Genomic DNA, 13539 nt, shown 5'->3' with positions numbered 1-13539 from the left:
ACTCCCTTGCTGCAAGGCAGAAATTTACCGTTAATGTGGTCGTAGGACCGCTTGGTAATAAAAGTCCTGATTCAGACAGATTTACACTTGTAACTCCAAAGCCTGAAAATGGTGTACGATTACAAGCTACCCTTGGCAATCAGAACCCCACGGGCTTGCCCGTGGGAGCAGTCAGTGGCGATGCCCTAGGTGTACCTTATGAATTTAGGAAACGTGATAGCTTTAAGGCAACTGGTATGACATCAGGTGGATATCATAATCAGCCTTTAGGCACATGGTCCGATGATTCCGCATTATTACTAGCACTAGCTGATGGACTAGGACAGGATATGAGCATACAAGAAATTGGCAATCTTTTTGTGAAATGGCGCATGTCAGGTGCTTATACACCTGATGGTGTTGTCTTTGATATTGGAGCAACCACCAATACGGCTATTTACAATATCGCAAATGGCATCTATCCAACTGATGCTGGATTGAAAGGTGTTCATAATAATGGCAATGGAGCCTTAATGCGTATTCTTCCTGTTGCCATTAAATACATAGATGATGATTTTAGAGAAGAGAATGTTGAAGCAGTTGCTTCAATGACCCATGGACATAAGTTATCGATTGATTGTTGTAAGATTTATGTTGAAATGGCTGTAGATTTACTTCATGGGATGAATGCTATTGAAGCATATCAAGATGTCTGTTTAAGATTTAAGCGTGGCTGTGATCGTAAACTCAAGCGTTTTCTCTCAGGCAAACTTTTGACTGCTAGACGTGATCAAATCGATTCCTCAGGCTATGTCCTCAGTACACTAGAAGCAGCCGTCTGGTGCTTACTTCATAATGATAACTACAAAGATACAGTCTTAGCGGCAATCAATCTAGGTGATGATACGGACACAACAGCTTGTGTAGCCGGTGGTCTTGCAGTTATTCTATATGGCTATGATGCCATTCCAGAACTTTGGCTTAAACAGCTACGTGACCGTGACCAGGCTGAAACTATTGCAAGAAAATTATGTCAGTAAGAAAAGGCTTGTTGATTAATTAAGAGATGAATAGTTGAAATAAAGTCTTTAAAGTGCCAGTTAACTAAACTTTTTTGTTATTTATTCAAATTAGTTTAGTTAACTGGCACTTTTGTGGTGTTTTGTAAGTGATTTCTTCTAGATAGGTGCTATGACAAATGATGTGTATGAGAAAAAGGCTTCACGTAGAAGCCTCTTAAACATGTTTTCTAATTGCTGTATCAGCAAAGGCAAAATAGTCAGGACGATGTCTGCTGATAGTGTATTCGAAGAGTTCGCTACCTGCCGTAAAGACATGCCCTCTTATGACAGCCATACAATTATAGTCATTGAGTTCTAGATTTTCTTGATCTTGCTTCGTGACACGCTCGACCGTGAAGAGACGCTTGCTTGTCGCAATATCGATATGTAATTCATTCTCAAAATAGTCATAACAAGACTGCTCAACAATCTCTTTCGTAAGATCGGTAATAATTCTTTTGTTGAAGTAGTTGATATCGAGAATAACAGGTTTGTTATCAATACAACGCACCTTTTTAATATAGTAGAGAGGTGTACCAACTTCAAAACCACTTGTTTCAGCAAGCTTTTGATCACAAATGATATCTTCAAAAGAAATAACGTGTGTACTTGTTGTGATATTATTACGGATTGCAGAGTCTTTAAAAGTTTCAATACCACCAATGAGATAGTTTGTACGATGAATAGGACGATAAAGTGAACGAACCCCAACACCATGCTGGGACTGGACATAGCCTTCTGTCGCTAACATCTTGATAGCTCGTCTTACGGTATTACGTGAACAGTCATAAACTTCAATCAGCTGGTTCTCACTAGGTAATAATTCCATATAGGGATATTCTTCTGATTCGATTTTTTCTTTTAAATCACGATAGATATGTTCGAATTTACTCTTTGGCACAACACGACCTCCTCGTCATAAGAACCATTTTACCTTTTCAAAATAAAACTGCAAATATTTTTATAAAATTGTAAGCGTTATACATTGACTTGTTTAAACAAGATGTTATAATAACTGTGTTAAACATGTTTAAACAAGTACAAAGGAGATTTCGAAAGATGGGAAAGTATATTGAAGATGCCAAAGAGCTACTTACACTTGTTGGCGGACGTACAAATATCAGTGCTGTAACACACTGTATGACAAGAATGCGTTTTGTTTTAGCTGATCCTGCAAAGGCTGAAGTGGATAATATTGAAAAGATGAGTATTGTCAAGGGGACATTTACTCAGGCAGGTCAGTTCCAGGTTATTATTGGTAATGAAGTTAGTGATTTCTATGATGATTTTATTGCGGTTTCTGGTATTGAAGGCGTTGATAAAGCAGCTGTTAAGAAAGCGGCTAAAGCCAACCAGAATGTTTTACAGAGACTTGTTGGTACTTTAGCTGAAATCTTTACGCCATTACTTCCTGCTATTATTTGTGGTGGTTTAATTCTTGGTTTTAGAAATGTTATTGATTCTATTTATATGTTTGATAATGGAACAAAGACATTGGTGCAGATTTCACAGTTCTGGAATGGTGTTGATAGTTTCTTATGGTTAATTGGTGAAGCAGTCTTCCATATTGGTATTCCTCTTGGTATTTGTTGGAGTGTTATGAAGAAGATGGGAGGAACAGAAATACTTGGTATTGTGCTTGGTATTACATTAACTTCTTCACAATTATTAAATGCATATGCAGTTGCTTCAACACCTGCCAGCAAAATTCCTGTATGGAACTTTGGCTTTATCAAGGTGAATATGATTGGTTATCAGGCACAGGTTATTCCTGCTATGCTTGCTGCATTTACACTTGTTTACTTAGAACGCTTCTTTAAGAAGATTACACCTAAAGTTGTTTCTATGATTGTTGTACCATTCTGTTCATTATTACTTGCTGTTATGATGGCACACTTCGTACTTGGTCCTATTGGCTGGAAGATTGGTTCAGCTATCTCAGCAGTCATCTATGCTGGTATTACAGGCCCAGTCAAGGTTTTATTTGGTGCAGTATTTGGTACTTTCTATGCTCCTCTTGTCATTACTGGTTTACATCATATGTCCAATGCCATTGATTTACAGTTAGTTGCTGATTTCAAGGGTACAGGCTTATGGCCAATGATTGCTTTATCTAATATTGCTCAGGGTTCTGCTGTTGTCGGTATGGCTATTCTTCAGAAGAAAAATGCGAAAGCACAGGAAGTCAATATGCCTTCAGCTATCTCTTGTTATTTAGGAGTTACTGAACCAGCTATGTTTGGTGTTAACTTGAAATATCGTTTCCCATTTGTATGTGGCATGATTGGTTCAGGTCTTGCTGGTATGTTATGTACATTAACGAATACAACAGCTAATGGTATTGGTGTTGGTGGTTTACCAGGTATTCTTTCTATTAAACCACAATATTGGGGATCATTCGCATTATGTATGGCTGTCGCAATTGTTGTACCAATTGTTCTTGTATTGATTTTAGGTAAGAAACGCTTAACTGAATCAGAAAAGGGTCTTGTTGCTGATATTGATGATGTAAAAAAAGAAGAAGAATTTACAGTTTCCTCTAAGCAAGTAGACGTATGTGGCTGTGTTGAAGGTAATGTCATCCCACTTAAAGACGTTCATGACAAAGTATTCTCTGAAGGCTTAATGGGTGAAGGTGTTGCGATTGTACCTGATGGTGAAGAAATCAAAGCTCCTTGTGATGCTAAAGTACAGGTTATGATGGAAGAAACAGGACATGCTGTTGGCTTGAAGTTAGAAAATGGTGCGGAATTACTTATTCATATTGGACTCGATACTGTTTATATGAATGGTGAAGGCTTTGAAAACTTAGTGCGTGTTGGTGATGTTGTTAAGAAGGGTACACCTTTAATCAAGTTCTCTAAAGACAAAATCAAAGCAGCCAACCATGAAGATACAGTTATGTGTATCATCACAGATAAAGGACTAGCTAAAGATACAGAACTACATACAGGTATGAAAGCAGATCTCAATACACCAATTATTACAATGAAGTAGGTGAGTCTATGACTGATTTTAAAAACAAAGTCATTTATCAAATCTATCCAAAATCATTCAAAGATACCAATCATGATGGTATTGGTGACTTAAAAGGTATTACACAAAGCTTAGATTATTTAAACGATCTTGGCGTAGACTATTTATGGTTAACACCCTTTGTAGTATCTCCACAAAGAGATAATGGTTATGATATAGCTGACTATTATCATATCAATCCTATGTATGGTACGGATGAAGACTTAGATGAATTGATCAACCAAGCAAATAAAAGAGATATTGGTTTGATGATGGATATGGTCTTTAACCATACTTCAACAGACCATGAATGGTTCCAGAAAGCACTACAGGGAGATCCCTATTACCAGGACTTCTATATCTTCAAAGACTCAAAAGACATCCCTAATAACTGGGTGTCTAAGTTTGGTGGGCCAGCCTGGAACTATGCTCCAGAATTGAAGAAGTGGTATTTATGTCTCTTTGATAAGACACAGGCTGACTTAAACTGGGACAATCCTCATGTACGTGAAGAACTTAAGAATGTCATTCGCTTCTGGAAAGAAAGAGGTATTAAGGGCTTTAGATTTGATGTCATCAATCTAATTTCTAAAGGAAGCTATGACAACGACTATGAAGGTGATGGCCGTCGTTACTATACTGATGGGCCACATGTCCATGAATATATCCATGAATTAGTTCATGATACAGGTATCAAGGATATGATAACTGTGGGAGAAATGAGCTCAACATCACTCGAAGACTGCATCAAGTATTCTAATCGTGAAAGAGAAGAACTCAAAATGACATTTAGCTTCCACCATCTCAAAGTTGACTACAAAGACAACAAGAAATGGGAACTCATGGATCCTGATTATAAGAAACTTAAAGAACTCTTCAAGAACTGGCAGCTTGGTATGCAGGCAGGACATGGCTGGAATGCCTTGTTCTGGTGCAACCATGATCAGCCAAGAATTGTTTCTCGCTTTGGCGATGAAGGGAAGTACTGGAAAGAATCTGCCAAGATGCTTGCGACAATGATTCATATGATGCAAGGTACACCTTATATTTATCAAGGTGAAGAGCTGGGCATGTTGAATAGTCATTATGAAGATATTTCTGAATATCGTGATGTTGAAAGCTTAAATTATTATAAGATATTGCTTGAAGAAGGACATACAAGAGAAGAAGCACTCCATATACTCAGTGCCCGTTCTCGTGATAATAGCCGTTCTGCCATGCAATGGGATGACAGCACTTATGCCGGCTTCTCTGACCATGAACCATGGATCACTATGCCTCATACAGACAAACATATTAATGTCAAAGAAGAAATCAATGACAAGGATTCTATCCTGAATTACTATAAACAGCTTGTCGAACTGAGACATGAACTTCCTGTCATTAGTGAAGGCACAATCAGCTTCCTTTATGATGACCGAGAAGATATTATGAGCTATCAACGTCAATATGAAGATGATGAACTTGTTGTTATTTGTAATATGTGGAATCAGGATACAACAGTTACGCTAGAAGATTGTTATTTAAGCTACACAACACTTCTTTCCAATTACCCAATAACAGTAGAAAAAACACTAAAACTTCCACCTTATGCAACAATTGTATTACGTAAATAAAGGGGCTGCATTTAGCCCCTTTAATATTGTTAATATGTTTCCTATATATGAAAAAGGTATTGAGCATATAGTTATTTCATTTCATAATTAGCCCTCAAGAATTGTTCCTTTTGAAAAGAGTACTGCTTGACCTGCAACTTTCACTCTATCTCCACAAAGCTTTGTAGAGAGAATACCACTTCTTTCTGATGCTTGAAAACATATGAGTTCTTGCTTTCTTAATCGATGACACCAATAAGGCGTAATCATGCAGTGCGTACTGCCAGTAACAGGATCTTCAGGAATACCTAGCTTAGGTGCAAATACACGACTGATACAATCAAAGTCTTCTTGATCAGCGTGTGCTGTAACAGCAACTATTAATCCTTCAAGTTCTTTGATCTTGTTTAGGTTAGGTTTTAGATTTCTTACTGAAGCTGCATCTGGTAATACAAGCATTAAATCTCGATCAATATAGGCTTCTATTGGACGTATGCCAAGAGCTTCTTCCATTTGATCTGTAACTTCAACCTTGTTAAGAGTGTATGCAGGAAAATCCATCTCATAAAGATCATCTTTACGTTTTACAGTTACTTTTCCAACCTGTGTTTTGAAGGATACTTCTTGTTGATCTTTCTCATAATAATTGAGAATGACATAGGATGTACCTAGTGTTGCATGACCACAGAAGTCTATTTCACCACCTGGTGTAAACCAACGTAAATGATACGTATTTCCTTCTTTTACTACAAAGGCTGTTTCTGAGAAATTGTTTTCTTTGGCAATGCTTTGCATTAACTTGTCATCAGGCCACACGTCAAGAATACATACAGCAGCTTGGTTTCCTGCAAATACTTTATTTGTAAAAGCATCAACAATATATTGTTTCATAATAATATCACCTATATTCATATAAATCACTTTAATTGTTTTTTAGAAGAATAATTGAATAAGAAGCATATAAGTCATTGTCCCACCAGCGATTGACAACAACATCTGTTTCTTCCAAAGATGAAGAGCGACAGTTACACCAATGGCAATCAATTCAGGAAGACCATGTGTGCCTGAAAGAATCGATACATCTTTTAAACAATAAACCACTAACATGCCAAAGATGGCACAAGGCAACGCTTTGCCAAGATAGAGAATATATTGTGGTGTTGGTCTTTTATCTGAAAAAATGAGAAAAGGCAAATATCTTGTCAACATTGTTCCTAAAATACACATGGCGATAGTGATAATTTGTTGGGGGATTGTCATTGGACTCATTGTGCATTTTCCTCGCTTTCTGTATAGGCTGTACTGATAGGCTTTTTAAAGAGTGTAAGGAGTATGATGATGGCCATCATAGCAGGAATCATGAAATGATTCTTGCCTAGAAGAATTAAACATAGAGCTGTGGCGATAATGCCAATTAATCCTGTATATTTCTTCTTTTCTTTCATCCATTGATTCATAAAGATTGTCAAAAACATCGCTGTCATGACAAAATCAAGTCCTTTGGTATTAAAGTGGAGATAGGGTCCAATCAGTCCACCAATAGTTGCACCAGACACCCAGTACAAATGATTCAACAATGTCACAAAAAACATAAACCAGCCTCGATCCACGTCTTCAGGAATATCAGCAGTATAATTAATAGAAAATGTTTCATCACACATTCCAAAAATCAAATAATATTTCTTCCAACCCATATCCTTATACTTATCCAACATTGCAATACCATAGAATAAATGTCTTGCCTGGATCAGTAATGTCATTGTAAGTGCAGCTACAGGGGCAAAAGGTGACATTAAGAGGGTAACGGCAATAAACTCTAAAGAACCACCAAAAATCAGTAAACTCATAAAGAATGGATAAACAAATGAGAATCCATTCTTATTCATTAAAATCCCATAAGCCAAGGCAAGAAACCAGAAACCTGCAAAGATGGGTATGGTATAGGGGAAAGCGGCTTTCAATGCTTTTGTTTTCATAGAGATTCTCCTTTTTTATTGCCTCTATTCTAAAATAAACAGTATAAAAAGACAAAGAAAAAAGAAGTTCTTCTTGGGAGGAAAAGGACTTCTTCTTCAATGTCGAAAATGTTTTGTCGAAATATTTTCAAAGGGAAATTTTTTATGTACTTTGGGGAAAGTATTTATGGTGTCAGTTCTCTACTGACAAGCTTAGTATAAGCCTCATTTATGAACACAATGTGTACAATATGTTTTCATAAAGTAATTTGTGTTAAGAAAATATTATTTTATGTATAGAAATGAAAAAGAAGTCTTTCTTGGGAGGAAAAAGGCTTCTCTTTCATATAAAGAATGTTTTGGAAATACTATTAGGGAAAGTATTTATATTGTCAGCTCTTTCTGACACTTATAATATAAGTTTTTAATATGAACATAATATGTACAATAGGATTTAGTTATATAATTATTTCTGAATACAGTATTCTATTCTTGATTATATTGTAGTTTCTAAACAAAAAGAAGTCTTTACTTGGGAGGAGTAGACTTCTTCTTGTTTGTCGAAATTATTTTGTCGAAATATTTCAAAAGGGAAAATTTATGTGGTCAACTCTTGGTTGACGAGGTTAATATATGTGAGTTATATGAACGGAATGTGTACTTTTTAACTGTTTGCGCTTACACTTTTTTCTTTGTTTTTCTCTTTCAAATAATCAATATATTTCATACCCCACTTCTCTATTTCATTAAGCACAGGTGTAAAAGAATAGCCAATATCCGTCAATGCGTATTCTACTCTAGGTGGTATTTCAGGATAAACCTTACGCTTAATTAAACCTTCCTGCTCTAAATACTTTAATTGTGAAGAGAGTGTGGCTTGGGTGATATCAATATTTCTTTGTAGTTCTTTAAAACGTACGGGACCATCAGATAATTCATGTAGAATGAGGATTGCCCACTTGCCTTTAATAAGCTGTTGAGTTGTCACGAAAGGACATTTCCCAAACAAATTCGCCTTTTCACATTGTTCTTTTTTCATAAAAGCCTCCATTACTCAAGTGTTTGATACTAACTTTATAAAATAATCCTACTTGTTTTTCTTTAGTTCTATTATATGATAGAGGAAAAGAAATTCAAGAAAATATAGTGAGTATGAAATAAATACTAATGGAGGTTAAACTATGAGTGTATTTGAAAAATATCAAGGTAAGAGAGTCGATGTCAATTATGAGACAGGTTATCATTTTGTGATTGAATATTTATCAGAAAATGAATTAAAGTGGACAGCCTTGGCAAAGCGTGCCGAAGGTGCCCCTGAAGTTGAAAAGGAACTTTATGATTCATATGAAATAGGAGAAGATGAGTATATGATTAACTGGATTGAAGAAACAGGATTAGTTGTATCTCAGATTGCGAATTTTAGAGAAGGAACTGCTTATGCCTTTATGACATGGCCTGATGAAAATGCCCATGGTCATCGTGCAAAGCTTCTTCATAAAGGAACACTTACAGTATTAGAAGATTAGGAGGAATGATGATATGAGAATGCCAGTTATATTTTCAGGACATGGAAGTCCAATGGTTGCCTTAGAAGATAATGAAATCACCCATGGAATGCAAAAAGTAGGTGAAGATGTCTTAAAGAAATATGGTAAACCAAAAGCTATCTTAGCTATTTCTGCCCATTGGTATATTGGTGAAACAGCTATTCAGTCCGCTAATCCCCCAAAGCAGGTCTATGACATGTATGGCTTTCCAAAAGAACTCTATGAATTAAAATATCCAGTACAAGGAAGTCAGGAACTGACAAACGAAGTCTTAAAGACATTAGGGCCTGAAGTCAAGGTTAATGATGACTGGGGTATTGATCATGGAACTTGGTCCGTTCTTGTTCATATGTTCCCTGAGGCAAATATTCCTGTTGTACAATTATCAGTGAATAAATACTTTACACCTCGTAAGGCTTATGAAATTGGTCAGAAGCTTGCGAAACTGAGAGATGAAGGCTATTTGATCTTTGCGAGTGGTAATGTTGTTCATAACTTAATGCGTGTCGAATGGGATAATCCCCATGGCACTGAAATGACGGATAGATTTAATAGCTATATTGTAGATAAAGTAAGTCAGCGTGATGATGAAGCTGTACTGAACTTCACAACACACCCTGATGCAGCCTATGCTGTACCAACACCGGACCACTTCATGCCACTCTTCTATATCCTAGGCGCAACACAAAATGAAGTCCCACAAGTCTTCAACAATGTTGCCAACTTAGGATCGATGGCAATGACGGGATTTATCTTTGGGATGTAAACACAAAAGAATATTGAAGAGAGGACATATGCATAAGTGCTAATGTCCTCTTTTTTTCAAAGATATTTCTGCTTAATCTTTCTTCTTTGTATTTAAAATACTTGTACGTAGGAATGGAGTTGTGCATATCTTTTAAATTTCTTATTACTCGTGAACGACATATCAACTAAAGGATGGGAATCATTTGTGAGAATGCAATGATCTAATTCAAAAAACTATGAGGAAGACTTATGCTTCACTCTTTTCGTTTCCATGATAAAAGTGTAAACTGAGAGTTAAATGGAGAGATGTCTATGAAAACGAATAAATTAGTACAGGGTGCTATGATTGCGGCTATGTTTGGCGTCATGAGTATTCTTAATACAATGAGTGGAACAATGTTTGATACGTTAATCGGCTATTTTATGGTTGTGCCTTTTGTCTACTATAGCTACCACAGCCGATTAAGAGAGAGTCTTATTGTAGCTCTTGTATCCCTCTTTATTGTCTTTTTACAAGGACAGCTGATGTTTAGCTTAATTGCCCTAGAGACATGTGGCTTTGGGATCGTTATTGGCGAGTGCTTGAAGCGTAAGAAGAGTGGTGGTGTCATGCTTTTTTCAAGCTTTATCGTATCCTTTATTATTAATATCTTGATCTATGAAGTCTTTGCAGGGGTCTTAGGTATATCAATGCATAGAGAGATGGTGGAAATGTATGACATGATTGTCAAACAAGTACCAACTATGAAACAAAGATTATCTGTTACAACATTTACAAGCCTTATTCCCCTTGCCATACTCTTTATGAGTGTCTTAGAAAGTTATGTTGTGATCTTATTGACACAGGTGGTTTTAATGCGTGTTGTCAAAAACAAAATTCAGTTCCCAGCTTTCTTCCATATCGCTTATTTCAAGCTTAATCGTGTTGTCGGTTATATTGTCTTAGTTGTTTATCTCGTCTGTCAGGCACTCTTAGCTCGCAATAATAATATCGTATTACGTTATCTTGATGTCATTGCGATGGTGATTATTATGGTTGATGGGATGAGTGTGGTGAGTTTCTATTTGTTGGAACATCATCCTAAGCTTGCTGGAATAAGCATTATCTTGTTGTTTATTCCACCTATTAATATGGCTTTATTGCTTGTGGGGATCATTGACATAATAAGTGATTTAAAAGCGAAAATTATGTATAATAGGAAGGTCAAAGAAGGAGGGATGTAAGATGACGAAGAAGGTCGCATTAGTACGTAATATTATTATTGCGCTATTGTTTTTAGAAATCATTATCTTTTATGGATTATATGGCATTTTTTCAATGATCAATATGTTACCCTTTTCCCTCTATGTCACAATTCGTAATGGTATTCTGATTGCTTTACTCTTTTATTTAGGATATGTGTTGAATAGTAATGCGGTGAGTGTTGCGGAAGCATTAAATGAAGATAGTAATAATGCTTTGATCTTTGGTGGTGTAGGTATTATTCAATATGATGAAAGTCGTAATATTACCTGGATCTCTGATCTCTTATCTGCCATGGGATTAAAAATTATCGGTCTGAAATTACTGGACTGGCAACCTACATTAGCTGGTTTATTTGAAAGTGATGATATACGTATTATTGATGTTAAAGGTAAGAAGTTTGAATGTTATAATTCTGAAGAAACACGCATGATCTTCTTAAAAGATATTACCCAATACTATTCATTGGAACAGGATTATGATGATGGTCAGATCTGTATGGCCTATATTACCATTGATAACTTTGATGAGACATTGGAGAATGCTGATGAATCTAAGGCTGCACAAATACAATCGACAAGTCGTAAGGTGATTGTTGACTGGGCTTATGAGAATGGTATGATTATTAGACGTTTTAAGTCCGGTGGTTATATGGCTTTCTTTAATGAACGTATCTATAAGAAGCTTGTTGAAGATAAGTTCTCTATTCTTGATGAATTCAAGAAAAAAAGCATGGAGCTCGATGAAGTCATTACGCTTTCCATTGGGATTGGTCGAGGGACAAGAGTTTTAAGAGAGCTAGAAGAGAATGCCACAGCTGCCTTACGTCTGACCTATAGTCGTGGTGGTGATCAGGTTGTTATTAAGAGTGGTAAGGATAATATTCGTTTCTTTGGTGGTACTACGGATACTTATGAAAAGTCATCCAAGGTCCGTGCCCGTGTTATTGCGACAAGCTTATCAGGCGTAATAAAACGTTCCAGCAATGTCTTTGTCATGGGACATAAGTTCTCTGATCTTGATTCATTAGGTGGATCATTGGCTATGGCAAGACTTGTTGAGGCCTATGATAAGAAAGTAAAGATTGTCATAGATTTTAATTCACTTGAAGAAAAAACACGTTATGTTGCGATGAAGATGCGTGAAGATGATCGCTATGAAGACTTGCTTTGTAGCTATAATGAAGCATTGGAGATGGTCAATAAAGATAGTTTATTGGTCCTTGTCGATCATCATAAGTCATCACTCTCAATTGCCTCTGGTTTATTAGATGTGGTTAAGAATAAGGTTGTCATTGATCACCATCGTCGTGGTGAAGACTTCATTGAAATGCCTATTCTTACATATTTAGAGCCTTCTGCTTCATCAACAGTAGAACTTATTGTAGAATTATGTGGGTATCAGAATGTTGATGTGAAATTCAATGAAATGGATGCGACAATCATGTATGCTGGTATGTTGGTTGATACAAACTACTTCAAGCAGCGTGTGGGTGTCCGTACATTCCAGTCAGCAGCACGTTTAAAAGAGCTGAATGCGAATGTTGTACAAGCCTATGAATTATTGGAAGATTCTTTTGAAAAGACAAAGGAAATCCTTGATATCACCAAGACTGCTGTACGATATCGTGATCATATTCTTATTGCTCATGGTGAAGAAAATGAAGAACATCAGTCATCAGCTCTTGCCAAGGCAAGCAATCAGCTGCTTAGTGTACAGGATGTTCTTGCCACCTTTACAGTGGGACGTTTAAATAAGAATACAGTTGCGATTTCAGGACGATCAAGTCGTGATATTAATGTCCAGATGATTATGGAAAAGCTTGGTGGTGGTGGTCATTTTACGATGGCTGCCTGCCAGATTACTGATAAGTCCATTGATGAAGTGATTGAAATGCTTCATAATGCGATTGATGCTTATTTTAATGAAAGAGGAGATGTTTAATATGAAAGTTATTTTATTAGAAGATGTAAGAAAAGTGGGTAAAAAGAATGAGATTGTTGATGTGGCAGATGGTTATGGCCAGAACTTCCTCATTAAGAATCATAAAGCCGTTCTTGCAACAGCAGGTGAACGTCGTAATCTTGATCGTTTAAAAGCCCAGGAAGCAGCTAATCAGGAAGTATTGAAGGAAGAAGCAGAAGCAACTGCTAAAAGACTTGAAACAATAGTCTTAAAATTTAATGCATCAGTTGGCAAGGATGGTCTTTCTACTTCTTATGTTTCAACGAAACAGATTGTTAAGGAATTAAGAGAAAAATATGATATTAGAGTGGATAAGAGAAAGATTATTAATCCACATCCAATTGCTGCTTTTGGTAAGACAGAAGTAGAAGTTGAATTGTTTAAAGGTGTTATTGGTAAGATTACTGTTGAATTGATTGCGAAGTAAGGGAG

At 36.4% G+C, this 13539-nt stretch carries 13 protein-coding genes; 8 read left to right on the top strand and 5 right to left on the bottom strand.

Going from position 1 to position 13539, the window contains the following annotated elements:
• The first annotated feature begins 35 nt into the window (after positions 1-35).
• Entirely contained in the window at positions 36-1019 is a 984-nt protein-coding gene (locus T529_RS0103230; protein ID WP_162172985.1) for an ADP-ribosylglycohydrolase family protein, read from the top strand.
• A 196-nt stretch (positions 1020-1215) separates the two neighbouring features.
• Here the strand turns inward: T529_RS0103230 and treR are convergent, their stop codons facing one another.
• Positions 1216-1941, bottom strand: coding sequence for a trehalose operon repressor (gene treR, locus T529_RS0103225; protein ID WP_033162186.1), 726 nt, complete (start codon positions 1939-1941; stop codon positions 1216-1218).
• Between the two features lie 158 nt (positions 1942-2099).
• Between treR and treP the strand changes: the two genes are divergently transcribed.
• Positions 2100-4037, top strand: a complete 1938-nt coding sequence (gene treP / locus T529_RS0103220; RefSeq protein ID WP_033162185.1) for a PTS system trehalose-specific EIIBC component — start codon at positions 2100-2102, stop codon at positions 4035-4037.
• A gap of 8 nt (positions 4038-4045) precedes the next feature.
• A complete protein-coding gene (gene treC, locus T529_RS0103215; protein ID WP_033162184.1) occupies positions 4046-5671 on the top strand; it encodes an alpha,alpha-phosphotrehalase in 1626 nt (541 codons plus the stop codon).
• An 87-nt stretch (positions 5672-5758) separates the two neighbouring features.
• Here treC and T529_RS0103210 read toward each other — a convergent pair whose 3' ends face one another.
• From T529_RS0103210 to T529_RS0103195, 4 genes are all read right to left on the bottom strand, one after another.
• Entirely contained in the window at positions 5759-6541 is a 783-nt protein-coding gene (locus T529_RS0103210; RefSeq protein ID WP_033162183.1) for a PhzF family phenazine biosynthesis protein, read from the bottom strand.
• Positions 6542-6583: 42 nt separating this feature from the next.
• A complete protein-coding gene (locus T529_RS0103205) occupies positions 6584-6919 on the bottom strand; it encodes an AzlD domain-containing protein (protein WP_081823048.1) in 336 nt (111 codons plus the stop codon).
• Complete coding sequence (locus tag T529_RS0103200) at positions 6916-7626, bottom strand: AzlC family ABC transporter permease (protein ID WP_033162182.1); 711 nt, start codon at positions 7624-7626, stop codon at positions 6916-6918. Before T529_RS0103200 ends, T529_RS0103205 begins: the two co-directional genes overlap by 4 nt.
• A 643-nt stretch (positions 7627-8269) precedes the next feature.
• Positions 8270-8644, bottom strand: a complete 375-nt coding sequence (locus tag T529_RS0103195) for a winged helix-turn-helix transcriptional regulator (protein ID WP_033162181.1) — start codon at positions 8642-8644, stop codon at positions 8270-8272.
• A gap of 142 nt (positions 8645-8786) precedes the next feature.
• On the opposite strand from T529_RS0103195, the gene T529_RS0103190 reads away from it, so the two are divergent.
• The 5 genes from T529_RS0103190 to rplI all read left to right on the top strand — a co-directional run bounded on the left by T529_RS0103190 (position 8787) and on the right by rplI (position 13534).
• Positions 8787-9131 (top strand): MoaF-related domain-containing protein, encoded by a 345-nt coding sequence (locus T529_RS0103190; RefSeq protein ID WP_033162180.1) that lies wholly within the window; start codon positions 8787-8789, stop codon positions 9129-9131.
• A 13-nt stretch (positions 9132-9144) separates the two neighbouring features.
• The gene (gene ygiD, locus T529_RS0103185) at positions 9145-9918 is read left to right on the top strand and encodes a 4,5-DOPA-extradiol-dioxygenase (protein WP_033162179.1); all 774 of its coding nucleotides are present in this window, start codon (positions 9145-9147) and stop codon (positions 9916-9918) included.
• 293 nt (positions 9919-10211) lie between these two features.
• Complete coding sequence (locus T529_RS0103180; protein ID WP_033162178.1) at positions 10212-11123, top strand: DUF2232 domain-containing protein; 912 nt, start codon at positions 10212-10214, stop codon at positions 11121-11123.
• A 1-nt stretch (position 11124) separates the two neighbouring features.
• Positions 11125-13086, top strand: coding sequence for a GGDEF domain-containing protein (locus T529_RS0103175; RefSeq protein WP_033162177.1), 1962 nt, complete (start codon positions 11125-11127; stop codon positions 13084-13086).
• Between the two features lies 1 nt (position 13087).
• Positions 13088-13534, top strand: coding sequence for a 50S ribosomal protein L9 (gene rplI, locus T529_RS0103170; RefSeq protein WP_033162176.1), 447 nt, complete (start codon positions 13088-13090; stop codon positions 13532-13534).
• Positions 13535-13539 lie beyond the last annotated feature (5 nt).

This window comes from Sharpea azabuensis DSM 18934 (assembly GCF_000702165.1).
Taxonomy (GTDB): Bacteria; Bacillota_I; Bacilli_A; order Erysipelotrichales; family Coprobacillaceae; genus Sharpea; species Sharpea azabuensis.
This window is presented reverse-complemented; position numbering and strand designations above follow the sequence as displayed.